The organism is Bacillus yunxiaonensis (assembly GCF_037104695.1).
GTDB lineage: Bacteria > Bacillota > Bacilli > Bacillales > Bacillaceae_G > Bacillus_A > Bacillus_A yunxiaonensis.
This window is the reverse complement of record NZ_JBAWSV010000005.1, coordinates 142,438-166,365: the sequence shown is the minus strand read 5'-3', so window position 1 is coordinate 166,365 and position 23,928 is coordinate 142,438. Positions and strand designations below refer to the sequence as shown.

19 protein-coding genes are annotated in these 23,928 nt (G+C 31.3%); all 19 read left to right on the top strand.

Going from position 1 to position 23,928, the window contains the following annotated elements:
* Window positions 1-1,155 carry a glycosyltransferase family 4 protein gene (locus WAX78_RS15640; protein ID WP_336481254.1) on the top strand — a complete coding sequence of 385 codons (1,155 nt, stop codon included), beginning with the start codon at window positions 1-3 and terminating at the stop codon, window positions 1,153-1,155.
* On the top strand, window positions 1,140-2,249 hold the full coding sequence (locus tag WAX78_RS15635) for a glycosyltransferase family 1 protein (RefSeq protein WP_336481253.1): 1,110 nt from the start codon (window positions 1,140-1,142) through the stop codon (window positions 2,247-2,249). The genes WAX78_RS15640 and WAX78_RS15635 overlap by 16 nt, the downstream gene beginning before the upstream one ends.
* 5 nt (window positions 2,250-2,254) lie before the next feature.
* On the top strand, window positions 2,255-3,139 hold the full coding sequence (locus WAX78_RS15630) for a glycosyltransferase family 2 protein (protein WP_336481376.1): 885 nt from the start codon (window positions 2,255-2,257) through the stop codon (window positions 3,137-3,139).
* Between the two features lie 94 nt (window positions 3,140-3,233).
* A complete protein-coding gene (locus WAX78_RS15625; protein ID WP_336481252.1) occupies window positions 3,234-4,313 on the top strand; it encodes an EpsG family protein in 1,080 nt (359 codons plus the stop codon).
* A 184-nt stretch (window positions 4,314-4,497) separates the two neighbouring features.
* A complete protein-coding gene (locus WAX78_RS15620; protein WP_336481251.1) occupies window positions 4,498-5,238 on the top strand; it encodes a glycosyltransferase family 32 protein in 741 nt (246 codons plus the stop codon).
* Between the two features lie 18 nt (window positions 5,239-5,256).
* Window positions 5,257-6,210 (top strand): glycosyltransferase family 8 protein, encoded by a 954-nt coding sequence (locus WAX78_RS15615; protein ID WP_336481250.1) that lies wholly within the window; start codon window positions 5,257-5,259, stop codon window positions 6,208-6,210.
* A 26-nt stretch (window positions 6,211-6,236) separates the two neighbouring features.
* On the top strand, window positions 6,237-7,436 hold the full coding sequence (locus tag WAX78_RS15610; RefSeq protein WP_336481249.1) for a glycosyltransferase: 1,200 nt from the start codon (window positions 6,237-6,239) through the stop codon (window positions 7,434-7,436).
* Window positions 7,437-7,518: 82 nt separating this feature from the next.
* Window positions 7,519-8,544 carry a glycosyltransferase family 2 protein gene (locus tag WAX78_RS15605; RefSeq protein ID WP_336481248.1) on the top strand — a complete coding sequence of 342 codons (1,026 nt, stop codon included), beginning with the start codon at window positions 7,519-7,521 and terminating at the stop codon, window positions 8,542-8,544.
* Window positions 8,493-9,737 (top strand): glycosyltransferase, encoded by a 1,245-nt coding sequence (locus tag WAX78_RS15600; RefSeq protein WP_336481247.1) that lies wholly within the window; start codon window positions 8,493-8,495, stop codon window positions 9,735-9,737. Before WAX78_RS15605 ends, WAX78_RS15600 begins: the two co-directional genes overlap by 52 nt.
* Before the next feature lie 21 nt (window positions 9,738-9,758).
* Complete coding sequence (locus tag WAX78_RS15595; protein ID WP_336481246.1) at window positions 9,759-10,877, top strand: polysaccharide pyruvyl transferase family protein; 1,119 nt, start codon at window positions 9,759-9,761, stop codon at window positions 10,875-10,877.
* Window positions 10,874-12,061: a glycosyltransferase gene (locus WAX78_RS15590; protein ID WP_336481245.1), complete on the top strand. Its 1,188-nt coding sequence runs from the start codon at window positions 10,874-10,876 to the stop codon at window positions 12,059-12,061. The genes WAX78_RS15595 and WAX78_RS15590 overlap by 4 nt, the downstream gene beginning before the upstream one ends.
* Window positions 12,062-12,138: 77 nt before the next feature.
* Window positions 12,139-13,269: a glycosyltransferase gene (locus WAX78_RS15585; RefSeq protein ID WP_336481244.1), complete on the top strand. Its 1,131-nt coding sequence runs from the start codon at window positions 12,139-12,141 to the stop codon at window positions 13,267-13,269.
* 19 nt (window positions 13,270-13,288) lie between these two features.
* Window positions 13,289-14,830 carry an oligosaccharide flippase family protein gene (locus WAX78_RS15580; RefSeq protein ID WP_336481243.1) on the top strand — a complete coding sequence of 514 codons (1,542 nt, stop codon included), beginning with the start codon at window positions 13,289-13,291 and terminating at the stop codon, window positions 14,828-14,830.
* A gap of 350 nt (window positions 14,831-15,180) precedes the next feature.
* Window positions 15,181-16,236 carry a glycosyltransferase family 2 protein gene (locus WAX78_RS15575; protein WP_336481242.1) on the top strand — a complete coding sequence of 352 codons (1,056 nt, stop codon included), beginning with the start codon at window positions 15,181-15,183 and terminating at the stop codon, window positions 16,234-16,236.
* Window positions 16,237-16,425: 189 nt separating this feature from the next.
* Window positions 16,426-17,457, top strand: coding sequence for a UDP-glucose 4-epimerase GalE (gene galE / locus WAX78_RS15570; protein ID WP_336481241.1), 1,032 nt, complete (start codon window positions 16,426-16,428; stop codon window positions 17,455-17,457).
* Window positions 17,458-17,682: 225 nt separating this feature from the next.
* Window positions 17,683-20,376, top strand: a complete 2,694-nt coding sequence (locus tag WAX78_RS15565) for a right-handed parallel beta-helix repeat-containing protein (protein ID WP_336481240.1) — start codon at window positions 17,683-17,685, stop codon at window positions 20,374-20,376.
* A gap of 386 nt (window positions 20,377-20,762) precedes the next feature.
* Window positions 20,763-22,397 (top strand): glucosamine inositolphosphorylceramide transferase family protein, encoded by a 1,635-nt coding sequence (locus tag WAX78_RS15560; RefSeq protein WP_336481239.1) that lies wholly within the window; start codon window positions 20,763-20,765, stop codon window positions 22,395-22,397.
* A 276-nt stretch (window positions 22,398-22,673) separates the two neighbouring features.
* Entirely contained in the window at window positions 22,674-23,288 is a 615-nt protein-coding gene (locus WAX78_RS15555) for a sugar transferase (protein WP_336481238.1), read from the top strand.
* Window positions 23,285-23,920 (top strand): acetyltransferase, encoded by a 636-nt coding sequence (locus WAX78_RS15550; RefSeq protein WP_336481237.1) that lies wholly within the window; start codon window positions 23,285-23,287, stop codon window positions 23,918-23,920. Before WAX78_RS15555 ends, WAX78_RS15550 begins: the two co-directional genes overlap by 4 nt.
* The last annotated feature ends 8 nt before the right edge of the window (window positions 23,921-23,928 follow it).

Sequence of the window (23,928 nt, the reverse complement as noted above, 5' to 3'; positions counted from 1 at the left end):
GTGTCTAAGAAAGTGTTGTTTTGTGCAACAGTAGACTATCATTTCAAAGCATTTCATTTGCCATATATGAAATGGTTTACAGAGCGGGGCTGGGAGGTACATGTTGCTGCAAATGGCAATATAGAGCTTCCATATGTAGATGAAAAGTATGACATTCCTATCCAAAGATCACCTTTTAAACTCCAAAACTTTTATGCATACAAGGAGCTTGCATCAATCATCAATAAAAATAAGTACAGCATCATTCATTGTCATACACCTATGGGAGGAGTACTTGCCCGCTTAGCTGCAAGAAAAGCGCGAAGACAAGGAACAAAAGTGATATATACAGCTCATGGATTTCATTTTTGTAAGGGTGCCCCACTCATAAACTGGCTTGTATATTATCCAATTGAAAAAGGACTAGCTCCTTATACAGATTGTCTCATAACAATCAATAAAGAAGATTACAATCTTGCCGTGGATCATCGCTTTAAAGCAGTGTGTATTGAGCACGTTCATGGGGTAGGGGTCGATATAGAGCAATTTAGACCGGTAAAAGAAGTGCATAAACGCAATATAAAGATGCAATTTGGTTATAAGCCAGACGATTTTTTAATGTTTTATGCTGCAGAATTTAACAAAAATAAAAATCAGCAATTGTTGATTCATTCGTTAGCTTTACTAAAAAATGAGGTTCCAAATGCAAAGCTTTTACTTGCAGGAAATGGTCTATTAATGGAAAGTTGTAAGACACTAGCTGGTCAGTTAGGAGTTGCCGAGATGGTGCATTTTCTCGGTTATCGAACTGATATTGCTTCATTATTACCAATGTGTGACCTTGCTGTTGCATCCAGTCTGCGTGAAGGTTTACCAGTTAATATTATGGAGGCTATGGCTTGTGGCCTTCCAGTTATAGCTACTGATAATAGAGGACATAGGGAACTTATTCTCAATAATGAAAATGGTTGGATCATAAGTCATAACAACCTAGACGAGATGTCCGATAAGATAAAATACCTTGCTCAAAATCCCAATTTGAGTATTCAGTTTGGGAATACCGGGCGTAATATGATTGAAAATAAATATGCCATTAATAAAGTATTAGAAGAAAAGAAAGACCTTTATGCTATGTTCACGGGTGAAACGGAGGAGTTAAAGTGGGCTATCCATTAAGGATATTACACGTAGTTGTAAATATGAATCGAGGCGGTGCTGAAACTCTAATTATGAATTTATATCGAAATTTAGATCGACCTAAAGTCCAATTCGACTTTCTTACCTGTAAGGAAGGTGTGTTCGATGAGGAAATAGTAGAGCTAGGCGGAAAAATTCATAGAGTTCCATATATTACAGATGTCGGGCATATGGAGTACATGAAAGCCTTAAATACTTTCTTTGCATCTCATGGAGAATATAGAATTGTGCACTCGCACATGGATAAAATGAGTGGGTTTGTACTCCGTTCAGCTAAAAAAGCAGGTATACCCATTCGAATTGCTCACAGTCATAATACGAGCAGTGAGGGCGGCGTTGCAGCCAAAATGTATAAATGGTACGCCGGGAAATTTATATCACCGAATGCCACGCATCTGTTAGCGTGTTCGGAGGTAGCTGCTAAGTGGTTATTTGCAAATAAAGCAAATGCAGCTAAAATTTTAAAAAATGGGATTGAATGTGATAGATTTGCATTTTCTTCTAATATTAGAAAACAAGTGAGAGAGGAATTACAACTTCACCAAGATACTTTCGTAGTTGGACATGTCGGAAGATTCACGCATCAAAAGAATCATTCTTTTCTTATAGACATATTTGCGCAATTAATCAATTTGAAACCGAACTCTATTCTTCTATTAGCGGGAGATGGTCCGCTTCGCTTAGAGATTGAAAAAAAAGTAGAAGAGTTGAATTTAAGGAACAATGTAAAGTTTCTTGGGATACGAAGCGATATAGAAAAGCTACTTCAGGCATTTGATGTGTTTGTATTTCCGTCTGTTCATGAGGGCTTACCGGTTACTCTTATAGAGGCACAAGGAGCTGGATTACCTTGTATGATATCGGATGCTATTACACAGGAAGTTGATATGGGAATGAATTTAATTGAACGTTTCCCTCTGACTGACAAAAAGATATGGATAGAAAAATTAAACAGTATATCAGTTAGAAATTTACCAAGGGATATATCCGATCAAGCATTATCTAAAAAAGGGTACGATATAAAAAATACTGCGGGATTAACGCAAGATTTTTATTTAGCAGTGTCGAGGTGAATTATTTGAAGAAGCTAACTATTTTTACTCCTACTTATAACAGGGCATACTGTCTTCACAATTGTTATGAGAGTTTGAAGCGTCAAACATGCAAGGATTTTGTATGGTTAATTATAGACGATGGTTCCAGTGATGATACAAAAGAGTTGGTGAGCAGCTGGATTGCTGAAAATTGTATAGAAATAAAATATCACTGGCAACAAAACCAAGGCATGCATGGTGCTCACAATACAGCCTATGAGATGATCAACACGGAACTAAATGTATGTATTGACTCTGATGATTACATGCCTGATGATGCTGTAGAAAACATTCTTTCTTTTTGGGAGAAACATGGAAGTGATGAAGTCAGTGGCATAATTGGACTTGACTCGTACACAGATGGACGAATTATTGGTTCGAAGTTACCCGAGAATCTTAAACGCTCGACTCTTTTTGATCTTTACAACGAGCATAATGTAACCGGTGATAAGAAGCTTGTATATCGTACGGAATTGACGAGGAAGTATCCGTACCCGGTTTTCAAAAATGAAAAGTATGTAGGATTAGCATATAAGTATTATATGCTTGATCAGCAGTATGAGATGTTACTGATGAATGAAATCCTTTGCTGTGTTGAATATTTGCCTGATGGATCATCCATGAACATGCTAAATCAATATCGTAGAAACCCAAAAGGCTTTGCTTTTTATCGGAAGGAGCTTATGAAATTGCCATTTGCAAGCTTATTATTTAAATATAGACAAGCAATACATTATGTTTCTAGCTGTTTAATATCAAAAAATCGAAAGTTTATAAGTGAAACGCCATACAAAATTCTTACGTTTCTAGCAACCCCACTAGGGATCGTATTATATTGTTACGTTATGACTAGAACAAAAGAAACTTAATTATTTGTAGTTAGATATAATCCTAAAAAATTAGTTTTTTTTGAGAATTATACAGGGAAGGTAAATTTGATAATCCTTCGAGAGGGAATAAAAAATGACAATATTTTGGATTAATCTTCTGGTAGTTTTTATTGTTTCATTTTTCGCTAGGTATTTTGCGACAATCACATGTACAACAAATGTACTGATCTCTATAAAGCCTAATAAGATTTTGGTGTTTGTTGCTTTGTTGCCTTTAGTATTGATATCAGGCCTTCGAAAAGATATTGGTGATACGGGCTTCTATAAATACGCTTATAAGATAAGTGATTTTACTTGGAATCATATTAAAAGTGAGAAAGATATAGGATTTGGAATTTTTCAGATGTTCTTAAAGAAGTTCTCAGATGATCCACAGATAATGGTTTTCACAACGGCTTTGATTACAAATGTTCTTGTTATTCTAGTTCTATATAAATATTCAAGATTATTTGAATTGAGTATGTATGTATATATTACAGGCGGTTGGTATCTAGTTTCAATGAATGGAATAAGACAATCTCTTGCAGCAGCAATTATTTTTACTGCGACAAAATTTTTAATTGAGGGTAACTGGAAGAAATATATTTTAATTGTTCTTATTGCATCCACATTTCACCAAAGTGCACTAATATTAATTCCTATTTATTTTTTAGTTAGATTTAAAGCGTGGTCAAAGACTACCTTTATACTTATATTTTGCTCAATATTATTAGTGATAGTATTTAATCAGTTTACTTCAGTATTGTTTGCAGCCATTGAGAATACGCAGTATGGTCAGTATAAAGATTTTGTTGCACAGGGAGCAAACGTATTTAGGGTTGCGGTATATGCTGTACCGTTAGTAATTGCTTATTTGGGTAGGGAAAAGCTTAGGGAAATATATCCCGATTGCGATTATATCGTTAATATGTCAATAATAAATGTCGTATTTATGATAGTTTCCACACAAAATTGGATCTTTGCAAGGTTTTCTATTTATTTTGGTCTTTATCAAATTATTTTAATTTCCTGGATTGTGAAAGTTTTCAATGAAAAGGATCAAAAGCTTGTTTATTATGCAATATTAGTTTTTTATTTTATTTATTACTATTATGAGAATGTAAGAAGTCTAAATATAATCTATAGAAGTGATTTTATTAAGTTTTTCTCTTGATTTTAATGCTATAAACAACTGAATAAAAAACATTCTTATCTTTATAAGAAGCAAAAAACGAGTTATTTAACAAGAGCTAAACCAGCTTATATTTGATTAAGGGTAAACAATTATGTTTTTAATTAAGATACATAATAACCAGTAACCTCTTTTAAGTCAGATTTATTCAGGAGGGAGAATCTAGATGAATACAAGTGCTAATGAAATCCCCAAAATTATTCATTACTGTTGGTTCGGAGGAAAAGAAAAACCTAGTATAGTAAAAAAATGTATTGATAGCTGGAAAAAGACTTTATCAGATTATGAAATAGTCGAATGGAACGAGGATAATTTTGATACAAATAGTAACTTATACGTGAAAGAGGCTTATGAATCTGGAAAGTTTGCATTTGTAAGTGATTATGTAAGAGTATATGTCTTATATAACTTTGGTGGGGTTTATATGGATACTGATGTTGAAGTATTCAAATCCTTTAATGATTTATTACATCATGATTCGTTTTGGGGATTTGAACAAGAGAACTATATAGCTACAAGTACTATAGGAGCTGCTAAAGGGAATAAGTTGATAAAAATATTTTTAGATTCATATAAGGAAAAGAGTTTCATTACAAAAGATGGGACTTATGATGATTTAACTAATGTAGCTATAATAACTAAAATTTTAAAGGAAATTGGATTAAAACAAAATGGAAGATATCAAGAAATAAAAGGTATGGGAACTTTCTATCCTCAAACATTTTTCTCTCCATACGACTATATAAATTGTAGAAAATTCATAACGGAAAATACGTATGCAATACATCATTTTTATAAAAGTTGGCTCCCGTTCAGCACTAGAATTAAAACAAATATAAAAGTGGTTTTATCTATGATAATAGGTGGAGATAACATTGCAAGAGTAAGAAAATTATTATCTAGATAACCTTGGAGGGGAATAAATATGAGTCTAAGTGTTGTGTATTCAAGTGATAACAATTATGCACAGCATGTAGGTGTATCTATGATATCACTTTTTCAAAATAATAAAGCATTTACTAATATTAATGTTTATATTATTGAAAATAATATTTCACCAGATAATAAAAATAATCTTGAATTTATCTGTAAAAAATATAATAGAACAATAAATTTCATAGATATTAATGGTTTTTCAGATAGATTGAAGCTGAATATGAAAAACCCTATTTCCATTAATGCTTATGCTAGATTATTCCTATCTAGCGTTCTTGAAAAGGGTATAGATAAAGTTATTTATTTAGACTGTGATTCAATAATAAATGATAGTTTAAGTGAGTTATGGAACAAAGACATAAGTAATTATTATGTTGCAGGTGTCTGTGATACAGTGGGAAATAACACGAAATTAAGAATAAATATTGATTTAAATAGCGCATATATAAATTCGGGTATGCTTCTAATAAACCTAGAAAAATGGAGAAAAGAAAATATTGAAGAAAGGTTTATAGAATTTATAGATGCATATAACGGTCAGGTATTTCACCATGATCAAGGAACAATAAATGGAGTGTTAAATGAAAAGATATTACTACTTCATCCAAAGTATAATTCTATGACTCCATTTTTCACTATGAATAGAGATGAAATTATGCAGTATTATATGCTAAAGGATTATTACAGTGAAGAGGAATTAAGAGAAGCTATAAATAATCCTGTATTTATTCATTTCACTCCCGCTTTTGTAAATAGACCATGGATAAAAGGGTGTAAGCATCCTTTGGCATCACTTTACAAGGAGTATTTAGATATGACCCCGTGGAACGGAACTGACTCGTACGAAGATGAGAGAAGTAGAGGGGAAAAAATAGTAGCGTTCTTGTATAATAATTTACCATTTAGGATAGCAAATAATATATGTAAGCTTGTATTTAAGTAGATGTAGATTTAGATAGGAGATACTCTATGAAGAAGAAAATACTTATAAGTATGTACTCTTTAAATATAGGCGGAGCTGAAAGAAGTTTAATTGGACTATTAGAAAGTTTTGATTATAAAAAATATGATGTGGACTTATTCTTATATAGACACGAAGGTGAGTTTTTTAGTCTGATTCCTAAAGAGGTTAATTTACTACCAACTATAAAACGGTACACGACATTTGAGAGACCTGTAAAAAATATTATAAGAGAGGGCCATATATATTTAGGTTGTATGAGAATTTTAGCAAAATTAAAAGCTAAGGTTAAAAATAAAGGATTGAAGAAAGAACAAGGAACGTACAAACAGATGCAGTATACTTGGAATTACTCAATGCCGATATTGCCTAAAATAGAAAAACAATATGATGTAGCTATAAGTTTCCTAGGTCCTCATAACTTTATACTTGATAAGGTAAATGCTAATTTAAAACTAGGATGGAATCACACAGACTACTTTACAATTGTAAATCCGGATAAAAAATTAGATGAGAAAATGTGGAGTAGATTAGATTATATAGTAAATGTATCTAAGGACTGTGAGGAATCGTTCCTAAGGGTATTTCCTAATCTTAGACATCAAAGCATTATCATAGAGAATATACTATCATCTACGTTTGTAACAGAACAAGCGAATGATGATATAAACGATGAAATTTCTGATGATAAAGCAATAAAAATTTGTTCAGTAGGTCGGATTTGTGATGCAAAAGGATTTGATATGGCAGTAATAGCCTGTAAAAATCTAGTGCAGCTAGGCTATAACATAAGGTGGTATATTGTGGGATACGGCGGAGATGAAGAGTATATTAGAAATTTAATTAAAGACAATAATATAGGGGATAGGTTTATATTGTTAGGTAAAAAAGTAAATCCATATCCATACATAAAAAAATGTGATATTTATTGTCAACCGTCAAGATATGAAGGTAAAGCTGTAACAGTTAGGGAAGCACAGATTCTTAAAAAACCGGTTGTTATAACAAACTTTCCTACCGCAAAAAGCCAGGTTCAAGATGGTATTGATGGTTTGATAACTTCTATGGGGATAGACGGTATAGTCAATGGCATAAAAAAACTTATTGAAGATAAAGAGTTAACAGATAAGTTTGTTACTAATATGTTAATAAAGGATTATGGTAACAGCAGTGAGATTGAAAAACTATATACGATAATCGATGAATAAAATTAATTTTGAACAAGGCAGCTTAAAAAATTCGTTGAAAAAAGTTATACAAATAAGGTTACTTTGAAAGGATGTAAGGATGGTGGTTCCGAAAGTCAGTGTTATAATACCCGTTTATAATTGCGAAAAATATATTTCTGAATGTTTAGAGAGTGTATTAAATCAAACTTACACAAATATTGACATTATAATTGTAAATGACGGATCAACTGATAGAAGTGAAGAGATAGTTAATGAATATAAAGAAAAAGATAACCGAATAGTATATTACAGCCAAGAAAACAGTGGTCCATCTGAAGCTCGTAATAAAGGTATTTTAAATTCAACAGGTGAATATTTAGTTTTTGTTGATTCTGATGATACGATTAACAAATATTATATTGAGCTTTTAATAAAACAGATGATAAGTACGGGTTCTGATCTAGTATGTTGTGGTTATAAGGATATTTCTGAATATGGAGTCTTAAATTATACAGATTTTAATTTTGATAATAATGTTTCGGTACATGCTTTTATGGATATGGTTTGTAGCGGAACAGGAGGAGTTCTGTGGAGTAAACTGTATAAAAAGGAGATTATTATTAATAATGGTTTAAGGATGGATAAAAATATATTTATGTGCGAGGATTTAATATTTATTTTACAATACGTATCTCATTGCACATCATTTTCTGCTATAAAAGAGTATTTGTATAATTACAATAGACTCAACCAAAGTAGTATAAGTTCTAATATTTCAATAAATTATATACAAAATTACATTAAAGTTTTCCGTGAAATGGAAAATGTATTTAATTCTGTTTATTTAAATGAATACAAAAAAAGGAAAATAATCACAAAGGAAATTCAAGATATTGTTGTGAAGTTAGTAGAACAACAAAGTATTAATATAAAAGTAACAGGTAGGAGAAATGCAATCTGTAATATAAAGAAAATCTTATCTATACCATATGTTAATGAACATAAAGATGCATTTTCATCTGATGATTATTTTTATAAGCCATATATATTTCTTATAAGGAATAATTTTGTAAGAACAAGTATTATGTATGGAGTTTGCTTAAACATATTAAGGAATTTAAAAAAGAAATTAAAAAAGAGAAAGTAAGTGAGTCTATGAAAAAGAAGCTATTATTTGTTATTGATTCATTAACTATTGGTGGGGCAGAAAAAAGCTTGATATCTTTATTAAGCATGATAGATTCATCGAAATATGAAATAGATTTATTACTATTTAAAAAAGGCGAGGATCTTGAAAAATATGTTCCCAAATATGTGAATATGTTATCAGTTCCAGAATATTTCAGGTTTATAAATAAAGAAAAATTACCTATAAGTAAAAAGATACCATATTTCTATTATAGATTTAAAACTTCCTTAAGTTTGAGATTAAATAATTATAAAGAAAATGCTTTACATAGTGAGCAAGTAGTATTTAGAAGTTTAAAAAAAATAATTTCCCCTCTGCCAAAAAAATATGATGTAGCTATAGCATACAGTCAGGGGATGCCTACATACTTTGTTGCTAATAAAGTCACTGCATTAAGAAAGCTAGCTTGGATTAATACAGACTACGTCAATACATTATATGACAAAGAAACGGATTATGAATCGTATAAGAAGATGCATAAAATCATTGCGGTTTCTCAACACGTTAAAGAGTCAGTATCACGGATTAGAAAAGAATATAATAGCAAGGTTGATATTATTTTAGATATGATAGATCCAAATATAATTTATAAAATGGCTGAAGAACATGTAGTCAATGAATTTCATAACTCGTCAATAAATATTTTAACGGTTGGAAGGTTAGTAAATGTAAAATCATATGATACAGCTATTGAGGTAACGAGACTATTAAAGAATTCAGGATATAAGTTTAAGTGGTTTGGAGTTGGAGACGGTCCGGAAAGAAAAAGACTTCAATTATTAATAGACAAGTATGAATTAAATGGTTATTTTATATTACTTGGAAAGAAGTTAAATCCGTATACATATATGAAAAATTGCGATATATATGTACAAACCTCTATCACAGAAGGGTTTGGTCTTACCGTAAGTGAAGCTAAAATACTAAAAAGACCTATTGTATGCACTAGCTTTCCTACAGCAAACGAGATAATTAATCATAATATTGATGGTTTAATAGTAAATCATGATATAAACAGTATATACAACGGTATAAAAAGGTATTTAGATGATATTAGTTTTAAAGAAAAAATTATGAAAGAGCTAGATTCTATAGAACCTTATAACTCAGTAAATCAATTGAAAAAATTTTACGAATTGGTGGAAAAATAGTATGTGGTGGTGATAATTATAATGAAAAAAATTTTTGTGGATATTTACTTGCAGTTCAATTTAGGGGATGATTTATTTTTAGATATTCTAGCAAAGAAATATCCTAATTGTGAGTTTACAATTAATTATCTAGGTAAAAATTACGATTCATTTATCTCTCGATATAGCAATATTAATAGAAGAAAATATACATTGTTTAATAAAATTGGACAGCGTCTTAAAATATCAGATTCTATAACTAACTATGATGAAGTAGCAGAAGAGCATGATGCCTTACTATTTATAGGAGGTTCTATTTTTAGGGAAGAGGAGTATCACCATTCATTATATCAAGATAGAACGAAAATTGTTAGGGAATTTAAGAAAAGAGACAAACCAATATTTATACTAGGTGCAAACTTTGGGCCTTTTGAGACAGAGCAATTTCTTAATGATTATAAAAAATTTTTTGAATTATGTGACGATGTTTGTTTTAGGGATTTATATTCATATGAATTGTTTAAAAACTTATCACAAGTTAGGTATGCCCCAGATATTGTTTTTCAAATGAATGTAGATAAATATAAGGAACTACGGAACAAAAACAGCGTTGGATTTTCAATTATAGACGTTAGGCATAAAAAGGGATTATCAAATTATTATGATGACTATATAGCTAGTACAGTGAAATCAATTGAATTACTAGTAAATAGAGGCCATGACTGTTGTCTAATGTCCTTTTGTGAACAAGAGGGGGATTTACAAATAATAAATACAATAAAATCATTTCTTTCTCCTGAAATACTTAAAAATGTTTCTGTCTATAACTATAAAGGGAATTTAAAAGAAGCTATAAATTTAATAGCTTCTTTTAAATTGCTCGTTGCAGCAAGATTTCACGCAAACATAATAGCATTACTGTTAGGCATCGGAGTTATGCCTATAATTTATAGCCCAAAAACCACAAATATGCTTAAAGATATTAATTTTGATGATACTTTAGTAAACATGGAAGAACTTTATCTGCAGTATGATGAAAATATTATAAATAGAGCATTCAATAATAAAATCAACTTAGAATCCATATCAAGTGATGCTAAGAAACAATTTAAAAAGCTAAGTGAGTTTTTGGAAAGTAGCATTATCTCGGAGGTAGTATGAAAAAGAAAATCGTTTTTATGATGATAAATATGAATGTAGGTGGAACTGAGAAAGCGTTGCTTAATATGATATCAGAGATCCCGAAAGATAAGTATGATATAACAATTTTAATGTTAGAGGAGTATGGTGGATTTTTAAATTTCATTCCCAAAGAAGTTCATATTGAATATTTAAAGGGCTATAAGAACGATAAAGATGTGTTAAATGAACCACCACAAATAGTTGCGTTGAATTTTCTTAAAAAAGGTAAAATAGTAAAGGCTTTTAACATAGCATTCTTACATTTAATATCAAAGATGATGAAAGACAGGAGTGTCTTTTTTAAATATGTTTTAAAAGATTACCCTATAATTGATAATGGATTTGATGTTGCTGTAGCTTATGCTGGACCTATGGACTTTATAAGCTATTTTGTAGTACATAAAATAAAAGCTAAAAAGAAAGTTCAATGGATTCATTTTGATGTTACGAAAATTGCCTTTAATAAGGTATTTTCATCTAAAATATATAATAAGTTTGATAAAATTTTTGTTGTATCACATGAGGCAAAAAAGAAGTTACTTAGTGTTGTACCTACTCTAAAGAAGAAAACAGAGGCGTTTTCAAACATAGTATCATCAAAATTAATTTATAGCCAAACAAAAGAGGGTAATGGATTTGATGATAAATTCGATGGATTAAGGATATTAACAGTTGGTAGGCTAACAAACGAAAAAGGTCAAGATTTAGCTATACGAGCATTAGCAAGATTAATTGATGATGGATATAAAGTTAAGTGGTATTGTGTAGGGGAAGGAGCTTCAAGAAATAGATATGAAAAGCTAATAGAAGAATATCATCTAAAAGATAAATTTGTTTTATTGGGTACGGATGCTAATCCATATCCTTATATGAAGCAATGTGATATATATGTCCAACCATCCAGACATGAGGGATACTGTATAACACTTGCTGAAGCTAGATGTTTACATAAAGCAGTTGTAACTACAAATTTTACTGGGGCAAAAGAACAGATAAAAGATGGGAAAACGGGACTGATTGTGAATGTTGACGGAAATGACATTTATATAGCGGTGAAAAAATTGATAAACAATCATGATTTATGCGAATATTTTTCTGGAAATTTAGCGAAAGAAAATTTTGATACGACATTTGAAATGAAAAAACTATATGAGCTGTTTTGAGTCAAGTTATCGGGAGGTAACATATGGGGTTTTCTGCGAAAAGAAAAAGGGTTGTATTTGTAACTAGGAGAATGGTAATGGGAGGTATAGAGAAGGCGTTAATTTCTATGCTAGAGTCTATGCAGAAAGATGAGTATGATATAACGGTTTTAGTGATGGGAAGGGGTGGCGAACTTATAGATGAGATACCAAATCATGTAAAGGTAAAATGTTTATATGGTAACGAGAAATCTATTATAGAAAAGATATGGAACTATACAAAGAGGGGTAATTTTATTAATGCATTTAGAATAGGCTGGTATACAGTTTTAGCTAAAAAAGCTAAAACTGTATATGAACAAGAAATGTATCAATCTAAAATGTTACCGATTGCGGAAACTGAATATGATTTGGCAATTGCATATCATACTCCGGCATCATTCCCGGTAGTGTATGTAATGAATAATATAAAAGCTAAAGTTAAAGCTGCATGGATTCATAGTGATATTTCTCAATATGAAAGAGAATTACAATCATATAAAAATTTTTACCGAAGATATGACAGAATATTTTGTGTATCTAAATTTGCAATGAATAAATTTGTTGAAGTGTATCCTGATTTAAAAGGAAAAGCATCTGTATTTTATAATATTCTTGATCAAAAGAGGCTGAACTTAATGTCAGTTAAAGATGAGGGTTTTAATGATAAATTTGATGGTATACGTATCCTTACTGTAGGAAGGCTAACATCACAAAAAGGACAAGATATAATACCTAGTATCCTAATGAAATTAAAGTCAAAAAATTATAATATTAAATGGTATTGTATAGGAGATGGTGAAAGTCGGTCAAAGCTAGAGAGTATGATAAAAAAATATGATTTAGAAGAATATTTAGTACTATTAGGAACTAAGAATAATCCTTACCCGTATATAAAACAGTGTGATATATATGTACAGCCATCAAGACACGAAGGGTATTGTATTACACTAGCTGAGGCAAGAGCATTTAATAAGCCTATTGTAACAACTGATTTTGTTGGTGCTAGAGAGCAAATTGAAAACGGGCAAGATGGGTTGATAACAAAATTTGATGAAAATGAAATTTATAGTGCAATGGAGAATTTGATTAGTAATAAAGCTTTATGTGACAAGTTTAGAAGTAACTTAAACAGAAAAAGTGTCAATACTACTGCAGAAATTAACAAAATATACGATTGTTTAAGCTAAATGAAAGGTAGTTATTAGAATGAAAAGTCAACTTAAAGCAGGTGCACTATTATCATATATAGCATTGTTTATTAATAGTGCTATATCAATCATATATACTCCTATTATGTTGAAATTACTTGGACAATCAGAGTATGGTCTATATAGCTTGGCTACTTCAGCAGCAGGATATGTCGGAGTACTAAATTTTGGATTAGGTAATGCAGTGATTAGATATACAGCAAAATATAAAGCGCTTAAAGATGAACAAAGGTGCTCCAATTTATATGGAATGTTTTGTATTATGTATGGTTTATTAGGAATTGTAGCACTACTATCAGGACTAATTTTAACAATAAATGCAGACAGAATATTTTCAAACTCATTAAGTATAGATGAGGTTAGTAAACTTAAAATATTGATGGGAATCATGGTAATAAATATATCTATAGGGATAGGATTAGGATTTTTCAGCGTCGTTGTATTAGCGTATGAAAAGTTTATTTTTCAAAAGGTGATAAGTATAGTGAGTTCCATTATAAATCCTCTCATAGTGTTACCTATTCTTATGATGGGATATGGATCTGTGTCTATGACAGTTGTAACTACTATAATTAACTTTATAGTAATTTTAATTAATATATACTATTGCTTTAGAGTTCTAAAAATAAAAATAGTATTTAAAAAGTTCGAAAAAAGTTTATTAAGCGAGATAATAGTATTCTCATCATTTATCTTCTTAAATTTAATAATAGATAAGATATATTGGTCTACAGATCAAATTATACTTGGTATATTTAGTGGTACAGCAGCAATCTCTGTATATACAATAGGGGCATCTTTTACTGGATATTTCTCAGGTTTCTCTGCAGCTATATCGAATGTATTTTTAAGCAGAGTTACAGGAATGGTTACTAAAGAGGTATCAGGTACAGAAGTATCAGATTTATTTATTAGGATAGGAAGAATTCAATATATTATATTATCATTTGCTTTAAGTGGATTTATTGTTTTTGGAAAGGAATTTATTATTTTATGGGTTGGAAAGGCCTATAGTGACGCTTTTGTTATAGCTATTGTAATTTTAGTTCCTATGATAGTATCTTTAGTACAAAGTATGGGAGGAATCATACTTCAAGCAAAAAATCTGCAAACATTTAAATCGGTAATTTATGCTGTTACAGCTATAGTTAATATATTTATAAGTATAATATTTGCTCAATGGTGGGGTACTATAGGGTGTGCTCTTGGAACGGCTATAGCATTTACTATAGGGAATATAATTATTATGAATCTTTATTACTGGAAGAAGATAAATATAGATATACCAAAATTTTGGATTAACATTTTTTATATGAGTTTGCCTTTTATTATAAGTTTAGTCTTTGGGGAAATCTTAAATAAGTTAGTATTTGCTAACAGTTGGTTTATATTTATTATTAAAACTATTGTCTTTTCTATAGCATATGCTCTTTTAATGTGGTTTACGGGAATGAACAAATACGAAAAAGATCTGTTTATAGTACCTTTTAAAAAGGTACTACAGCGATTTGGAAAATGGAAATTGTATAAAGTCAGTTAATCAATGATGGGGAGTTCAAAGAGAGGAGAACTTCGTTATTTCATATTAGTTATTAATATAGAAGTACAAAAAACTACTATATTATTATAAGGTTAGTAAAAATAGGTTTATTTCTTTGTTTATTTATTGCGACTAGTATTATGTAATTAAGAAATTAACTATGAAGTTAAGCAAAGGTTTAACTTCATAGATTAAGGATAACAAACAAAGTGTTAAAGGACGTAAAAATGTTGAAGTATGTCATTTAAAGTAAAGAAACTAATAGCTTACTGCTATTTGGTTCTTTATTGCGAACGTACTGAACCTCTAATAAAGGAATAAAAAGGTAAACTGATTTGTGGAGGGGATTTATGAGTAAGGTAAGTATAGTAGTACCCATTTATAATACAGGAGAAAAACTTCATAAATGTATAAAATCAATTCTTAGTCAAACTTTCAAGGACTTTGAATTAATTTTAGTGAATGATGGTTCAACAGATAAAAGTCTGACTATTTGCAAGAAATATCAACAACAAGATAAACGAATAACGGTGATAAATAAAAAAAATGAAGGAAGTATTCCTACAAGAAGAAAAGGTGTTGAAGCTGCAAAGTCTAAGTATGTAATGTTTGTTGATGCAGACGATTGGATTGATGCTAAAGCTATTGAAACACTATATGAGGAAGCTGTGAAAAATAACGTAGATATTACAGTGTGCAATATGTATAGAGTTTTAGGAAATGGTATATTGATTAAGAAAAAGGTTGAAAGTTGGTATTTTCATGAGAATAAAATTTATAATGAAGAAGAAATTAAAAGAGATTTAGTAACTGCATATTTTCATGGGCATCCGTTTCCATCATCATTATGTGCAAAGTTGTATAAAAGAGAGTTACTTGAAGAGTCAGGAAAATATTTAAAGAAAATACGTTTCTTAGGGGATGACCTTTTCTATAACATGGAAATATTGTTAAAAACAAGAGGGTTAAAAGTAATCGGTAAACCATTTTATTATTATCGGTATGGTGGATTTACAAGCAAATATCAGCCTTATTTGTTTGATGATATGGTTAATGGATATTTGATACAAGAGGAAATAATTGAAGAGTATTATCACAATACTACAGAAAAAAACTACAATGGAATTAGTATAATGCTATTAAATACATTTAAAGCATGTTTATTAAATGTATTTAATAGTAACTTTAATGAATTCGAGATAAAAAATTTAATTCAATTTTATATTTCAAATAATACTGTAATTAAATGTGTATCTAATGGGGGAGCAATAAAATTTTTCCCTAAAGAATATTTAAATGCAATAAGAAATAAGGATACGGAATATCTGTACCACTTAGGGGAAAGTATGTATAAAAGAGCAAGAATAAGAAAATCTTTAATAAATATTTTATCTAAAATCTGTTGAAGCAAATGAATCCTTTCAAATTTTTGTGTACTAATCAATATGTAATTTATTGAATCAATGATAATTTTTTATATGTGGTTTAAAAAGCAGGGAATCCTTTATGGAAACCTGCTTTTTTATTTGAACTGATTAAGTTTTAATATAAAGAAATGGTTAAAAAGATAGATGATGATTAGGAGGTAAGAATGCATGAGAGTTTTAGTTACAGGCGGAGCAGGATATATTGGAACTCATACGTGCGTGGAATTATTAAATGCTGACTATGAAATAGTTGTGGTTGACAATTTTTCTAATAGTAAATTAGAAGCTTTAGAACGTGTTCGTGAAATTACAGGGAAAGATTTTGCATTTTATCAAGTTGATTTGCTAGATAAGGATGCGTTAGATACCGTTTTTTATGAAAACAAGATTGATGCCGTTATCCATTTTGCAGGATTGAAGGCAGTAGGAGAGTCAGTAGCTTTACCGCTTTGGTATTATCATAATAATATTACAGGTACTCTTGTACTGTGTGAAGCCATGAAAAAGTATGGTGTACAGAAAATGGTCTTCAGTTCATCGGCTACAGTATATGGGATGTCGGAACGAGTACCAATTTCAGAAAATTTTTCACTTGGAGCAACGAATCCTTATGGACGTACAAAACAGATGATTGAAGAAATTTTACGTGATCTGTATGTGTCTGACCATAATTGGAGTGTTGCTCTTTTACGTTACTTCAATCCTGTTGGAGCACATAAGAGTGGACGAATAGGCGAGGACCCAAATGGCATTCCAAACAATCTTATGCCATATATTGCACAAGTAGCTGTCGGAAAGCTAAATAAGTTAAGCGTGTTTGGTAATGATTATCCAACACAGGATGGTACTGGTGTCAGAGATTATATTCATGTTATGGATCTTGCGATAGGACATTTAAAAGCTCTTGAACAGGTTATGGAAACTACTGGTGTGAACGTCTATAATCTTGGTACGGGCCGTGGTTACAGCGTGCTGGAGATGGTTGCTGCTTTTGAAAAGGCATCAGGAAGAAAGATTCCATACCATATTATGAAGCGTCGTCCTGGTGATGTAGGTATTTGCTTTGCGAATCCTTCAAAGGCAAAGGATAAACTCGGATGGACTGCAAATAGAGGAATCGAAGAGATGTGCGAAGACTCATGGAGATGGCAGATAAATAATCTAAATGGTTACGAGAAAGAAGTTAACATATCTTTATGAGTGTAAAAAAGTATGTTGTCAAATATCACTTTAAAAATATAGAAAAGGTGTTCTCTACGTTTTTGATAACAATATTCATTGAAATGAGCGTTACTGATTCTATTTGAGGTAGGGGAACTTAAGAATTTGATATGTCTATTTTTAGATTTTAAAATATGTTTGTTGGCACCATTCCTCTAAATATAGCATTTACTATATTATAAAAGCTAAAAGGAGTGGTAGATTTTGTCTCTAGGAGATTGTTATATTATTGAATTGGATCGATGGGGCATCAAAAATAATGGAACGCTTCCTATAGAAACAACTCAAGGGATAAATAATGCATTCATATGGGCAGGAGATAATGGTTTTCAAACAGTAGTTCTGCCAAAAGGGAATTATCTTGTAGATAAAAATTCAGCATTAACACTTCGGAGCAACATACATTATAAGTTTCATGACTGTATATTTATTAAAGAAGCTAATAACCTCACAGGATATATTGTAATAGTATGTGATAGCATTAAAAACGTAATAATAGAGGGTGCGATAATAAAAGGTGATAGAGAAACGCATGACTATTCAAGCGGTGGTACTCATGAATGGGGATATGGTATCGCTATTGAAAATTCATGCTATAACATCTTAATAAAAGATTGTGACGTTAGCGAATGTACAGGAGATGGATTTACAACAAGTATGAATTTTGATGCAATAGGTGGGGTGATGTATCCGAACCATTTTGCAAAAGGGGATATTGACAGTCAGGGTAAATTAGATGCCACAAAAACGAATTATACCACAGTAACAAAGTTCTTTGATGTTACAGGTGCTTTGGTTAAATCTACTGGATATTTTTATTACTCCGGTGATGGATATGGCGGATATGGTATTGGATGTAATCTAAATAAAACGATAATAAAGGTACACTTCTATAAAGCGGACGGTTCATATTTAGGTTATAGAAATACAAGATCTTATGAATTTATATACTTAAACACGTTACCACGTGAAACAACTCAGGTGAGATTTTCATTCCTTCAAAACTTTGATTTAATGAAGGATAATTTGCATTATATATCATGTGCTAAAATTCCCCAGTATGTACACTTTTTGAATTGTAAAAGCCATGAAAATAGACGACTGGGTATGTCAGTTGCTGGAGGAAGATTTGTAACATTTGATAGTTGTGAAATTTTTAATAACAGTAATCCTATGAGTAATTCAACAGGCGTAAATCCGGGTTACGGTATAGATATTGAAGACGGGTATATGGCTAATCAAAAAATAACTATTAGAGATTGTAATATATATAGTAATAGAGGTGGAGCTGTTGTTACTGTTAGTTCTAGGGGGGTGTATGTAGAAAATAATAAGTTTGGTGAGCTATTTTCTTTTTCGGGAAGTGGAGACGATTATTTATCTGTAAATAATATGTATTATGGTGGTTTTCAAGGTAAATCTATAACTGGCGGAGAAGAAGCAGATGGAACTTTTTGTACATTTAGAAATGACTCTGTTTTTGGTAGTACTTGTAATATTGATGCAGGGAACACAACTTTAGAAAACTGTGCTTTTTCAAAAAGCAGCATTTCCTTAAATGGTGAAACAGCAAAAATTATTAATTGTAAATTTACTTGGGATAGTCCTGAGTCAATTGATTCATTTGTATTTGGTAGCAAATATGTAGAGATACGTGATTCTTCATTTGATATAAGAAGAAGCGTTCGATGGGTACAAGCTTACAATATTTCTGATAATGTACTACTATCAAATGTAAAGTTTATTACAGGTGAATCTGGCGGTGGGACTTTTGTAAACGCTAGAAATCTGATTATGCAAAATTGTGAATTTATTCATAATGGTACTAACGTGAACTATGGTGCTGTAGTAGTGTATGAGTCTATGAGAGTTGAGAATTCACTTTTTAAAAATATATCGTTTAGGTTTGATGGTGGTGGTATGATGGTAAGTCCAGAAGCGTTGGCTAAGGATACAGGTTATATCACACATAGTTTTCGAAATAACAAAGTTATTTGGGACGTAAATTATGGAACAGCAATCCATGAAGGTAGAGGACCAGGAGTTTCGTTCCTATATATACCAAGATTAGGGATTATAGGAAATGATATTAATGTAATTGACAAAGGTGTTGCACTTGGTTCTATGTACACACTAAGGGTTTTTGCGGAAAATCATTTAACTCTTTCTAATAACACAATTGTTACTGTAAACAATTCCGGTAATAATACGAAAGGAACGATTACTGTAGATGGTGCATTTAGGCAAGGTGGCTCGACACTAGCTAAACCCAAAACTATTATAATCAGCCAAAATAATAACAAAGTTAACTCAGATATTACATTTACGAGTAACGTGAATTCACAATTAGAAAAAAATATACTAGGGGACATACCGCTAGTTTCACTAGTGTCTGAAGAACCAACCTTTGGTACCTATGCACTTAGCCAAATATTATATCATTCTGCTCCAACTCCAGGTGGATACGTGGGATGGGTGTGTACAACAGCAGGAACAGCGAGTAACACTCCTTGGAAAGCCGCTACTGTATATAATAGCGGGGCAAGAATTTATAATGGTACTTATGTGTACGAGGCGCAAAATGGAGGGCGTTCGACTACTACTCCTCCTGTTTTTCCTATAGGTGTGAATACTACGGTAGAAGATAAAGTTGGAACGATAACATGGACTTCTAAGGCTTATATGGTTGGAGATTTAGTTATTCCATCTACTCCTAATGGATACTATTATGAATGTACAAAATCAGGTGCTGCTGGAGTAACACAACCGATTTGGACTACAACAGAGAATTCTACAATTGCTGATGGAACAGTGATTTGGACAGTTCGTAGAATTATTACTTGGAAATGGATTGACACAAAAGCTGTATTCAAAAAATTTGGGCTGATTTCCGGGTAGTGTAAATGACAGGCAGATTTTCTGTCTGTCTATAAAAAGATAATTTTAATCTGTGGTGCTATATAAGTTGAATCTAATTTTTGCACTTTCGAATTTAGTAACTAAATCAGTACTCAAATTGCCTTGATAGAACAGTGTATTTTATGTAACTTGGTACTATGAGGGAGAGCGCAGAAATTATTTAGTTCAACTTGTATAGCTCTACATGAATTTTTTCAACGTGTACATTTCTTCCATCTATTTAATACTTCAGGTTATTAGGAGAGTATGTCAACTAAGCTGTTATTAAAGGATGTCATAGGAAGGGGATACTTTTATGATCAGAAACGAACTAGTGCCGTGGATTATACTTGAAAATTAACCACTAAGTGTTGGGGGAATATGATATGTTAAATACAAGAGAAAAGCATCGTTTAAAAATAGGTATAATGTTAGATTCACTTGTTGTCAGCAGTTGGATTGAGAAAATGATTTATGATATCGTTCATACTGAATTTTTAGAGCTCTCTATGGTGATTATCAACGGTGATGAAAAGATTGAGAAGCAAAATGTCTTTAAGCAGAGCGTAAAGACATCGTTGTATTCTAAATATGTAAAATGGGATTATAATCATTATAGTAAATACGTTAAACATGATGCATTGAAGCCGGTTCAGATAGAATCTTTGCTATCTGAATATGGTTGCAGAATTTTAACCATATTTCCTAAAACACAAGGATTAAATAATGAGTTTTCTGATTCTGATTTAGATATAATTAGAGATGAGCAATTAGACGTTATTATAAAGGTAGGATTTTGTACGCTTTATGGTGAGATTATAAATATTGCAAAATATGGAATATGGTCGTACTGCTTTAATGGAAAAGGGATAGAATCCTTTTGGGAGATGGCTAGCAGGAATATACCTTTAGAAACTACCCTGCAAATTTTAGCAAGCAAGCCTGAAAATCACAAGGTTATTTATAGAACAGTGTCTTCACTGAACGTTGAATCTTTATTTTTTAACCGCAATCTTCTGTATTGGAAAGTTAAAGATATTGTTTTGAGAAGGCTTTCCGATTTATACAAAAAGGGATGGTCGTATATTACAAACTTAGATACAAATAACCAACCTTCATTGGTCAATGAGCGTCAAGATAGATACCCAACAAATTTTCAGATGATTCTTTTTATTTTCCAGCTTGCTATGAACAAGTTAAAATCTAGATTATTTATGGAACATTGGTTTATAGCATTTAAAAATAGAAAAGAGGACCGTAGTAAATTTCATATCATTAAAGCTCCGTTAAGTAGATTTTATGCCGATCCTTTTGTTATCGAAAGAAATGAAAGAAATTTCATTTTTTTCGAAGATTATATATACAGCGAGGGTAAGGGAAATATTGCGTTTGTCGAAGTAGATATTGAATCAAATAGTGTTTCACAACCTACTACTGTGTTGGATAAACCGTATCATTTATCATATCCTTTCTTGATAGAAGATGGCGGAGAGATTTATATGATACCTGAGACGGCAGGTAATCAAACAATAGAACTTTATAGAGCAACTAATTTTCCGTATGAGTGGGAAATTGAAAAAGTATTAATGGAGAATATTAATGCTGTTGATACTACAATTATTGAGCATGACGGTAAGTATTGGTTATTTACTAACATTTTTACTGATGGAGCTAGTTCACTTGATGAGTTATATTTATTTTATTCTGATTCTTTATTCGGCCAATGGGTGCCGCATCCAATGAATCCTATAGTTTCTGATGCAAAATCGGCTAGACCTGCTGGTAATATATTTGTCCAGGATGGTAAATTAATTAGGCCATCACAAAATTGTTTGTTTTCTTATGGATATTCAGTTAATTTGAATGAAATCGAAATACTAAATGAAGAGTCATATAGAGAAAAAATTTTAAAAGAGATTACTCCAAGTATTTTTAAGAGGAACAAAGGTACTCATACTTACGTTTTTAATGAAGATTTGGAAGTGCTTGATGGTAGGAGGCAGGTACTTAAATTTAAGTAATCTCTATATTATATATGTTGTTTGTTTTTTATAAGAAGCGGAAAAAAGTAGCATTAAGAACCAATTGGTGCAAAGAAGATACAGCTACCTATAATCTAGATTGTATCTGTTAGTGTGAAGCTTTTATATTATTGTCTACTAGTTCAATAAAAAATGAGTTATCTTTATAGAGTCAAGAGTAAAAGGAAGGGAAACAATAGCCCTTCCTTTTATTTATTGTATTCATATGGTTTAGGAAGACGCTCTAAAAAATTTGAATGAGGAGTATAATTATATATGAAGAGACTTTTGGATTTGTTAGTTTCTTTGTCATTCTTATTAACTTTGTTATTACCTATTCTTATAGTAGCTATTTTAGTTAGAATTAAGTTAGGCTCTCCGATCATATTTAAACAGCAACGCCCCGGGCTGCATGGTAAGCCTTTTTATCTTTATAAGTTTCGATCCATGATTAATGAGAGAGATAGCAATGGTAATTTATTACCTGATGATAGAAGGATTACGCCGTTTGGGAGTTTTATGAGAAAATATAGCATAGATGAATTGCCACAGCTTATAAATGTTGTAAAGGGTAATCTAAGTTTAGTAGGACCGCGGCCATTATTAATGGAATACTTACCTTTATATTCTAATGAACAAGCTAAAAGACATCATGTAAAACCGGGAATTACTGGGTGGGCCCAAGTGAATGGGAGAAATGCAATTACTTGGGAAGAAAAATTTGAATTAGATGTATCGTATGTAAATAATCAATCCTTTTTATTCGATATGAAAATATTATTTCTTACAGTAATAAAAGTGTTTAAGTCAGAAGGAATAAACCAAGTTGGTCACGTAACAATGGAACGTTTTACAGGTACAAAATCAGCTGTAAGAGAGGGTAGCAAATGAAAATTGTAATTATTGGACAAGGTGGTCATAGCAAGGTCATACAGGATATTATTTTATCAAACAATGAATATGAAATCGTTGGATATTTAGATGATCGATATGAAGATATAGTTATTGTAGATAATATTTATTTTGGGCCGATTTCAACTGCATACGATATGATTAATTATTTTAATCAAATAAACTTTGTTATCGCAATAGGGGATAATAAAGTTAGAAGAAAAATTGTCGAAAAATTGCATCTATCTGACGATTTTTACATCACGTTAATACATAAAACAGCCGTTGTCAGTCCGAGTACTAAGATAGGAAACGGCACAGTTGTCATGCCCAATGTAGTGATAAATGCTGATACTCAAATTGGCAATCATGCCATTATAAATACAGGTTCTGTCGTTGAACACGACAATATAATAGGTGATTTTGTGCATATTTCTCCTCACGCTACACTTACAGGTTCTGTCATCATAGAAGAAGGGGCACATATAGGGGCCGCGGCTACTATGATTCCAAGTGTCAAAGTCAGAGAATGGTCTATTATTGGAGCAGGAGCTGTAGTAATAAATGATATGCCGCCTAATTGTACTGCTGTTGGTATTCCTGCCAAAGTTATCAATGAAGTAAGTTACTAGGGGTGATA